1 protein-coding gene is annotated in these 963 nt (G+C 56.7%); it reads left to right on the top strand.

Annotation, left to right across the window (positions count from 1 at the left end; all coding sequences use genetic code 11):
• Window positions 1–963, top strand: a 963-nt coding sequence (locus AC2A06_RS18600; protein ID WP_484381270.1) for an autotransporter outer membrane beta-barrel domain-containing protein, incomplete at both ends; no start/stop codon positions are given.

Here is a 963-nt window from a genome sequence, read left to right as displayed (position 1 = left end):
GCTCAACAACGGCAGCTTGACGGTAAAAGAGGGGGGGCAAGTCAATGGCGTGATGACCGGTGCGGGTAACCTGATATTGGCTGCCGGCACCTTGGCGCTCACCCGTCATAGCCCGGACTATAGCGCAACAACGCACATCCTCTCTGCAGCCAACGCACAGCTGAGCGAAACCGGCGCGCTGGGGCAGGGTGACATTATTATCGATGGTCAACTGACGCTGGATAACGCCGTGGGCAACCTGGTCAATGTGCTACAAGGGGCCGGTAACGTTGAGCTGACTAACGCAGCAGCGGTGACATTAACCGGTAATAACAGCCAGTATGGCGGTACCTTCTTCACGCAAAGCGGCACCACCTTACAAGCCAGTGCGTCGGAGAGCCTGGGAGCCGCTGCGGTGGCTAACGACGGGACGTTGGTGTTAGAGACCGATGGGCTCTGGCAGTTTGTCACGCCAGTCAGTGGTCAGGGTACGGTGATTAAACAGGGGAGTGGTACGCTACACATTGCCAACGACCAGGTGAGTGCGCAGACCACCATTATTCAAGCGGGGCGCTTACTGCTCAGCACTACGCCGGCCGTGATAGCAGGGGGACAAGCCAGTGCGATGGCGTTCAGCGGCGCCTCGTCGGCGATTTTAAACAGCAATGTCCGGGTTGAAACTAACGGTACCTTGGCGGGTGATGGCCAGGTGAACGGTAATGTGACCAACGCCGGGACAATCGCGGTTGGGCGCAGTGCCACCGGGGCGGATTACGCCGCGCTGACCATTAATGGCAACTACATTGGCAATAATGGCAATATCATTTTTGATAGCGTGTTGGGGGATGATGCCTCTAAAACCGACAGGCTGGTGATTAACGGTAACACCGCAGGTCAGAGTACGGTCACCGTCAACAATATTGGCGGCGAAGGGGCTGAAAACATCAATGGTATTGAAATTATTCGCGTGGGGGGCGTTTCTGC

This window comes from Serratia sp. HNCC26DJ244 (genome assembly GCF_057180565.1).
The sequence above is the reverse complement of the archived record's forward strand: the minus strand, read 5'-3'. Positions and strand labels throughout refer to the sequence as shown.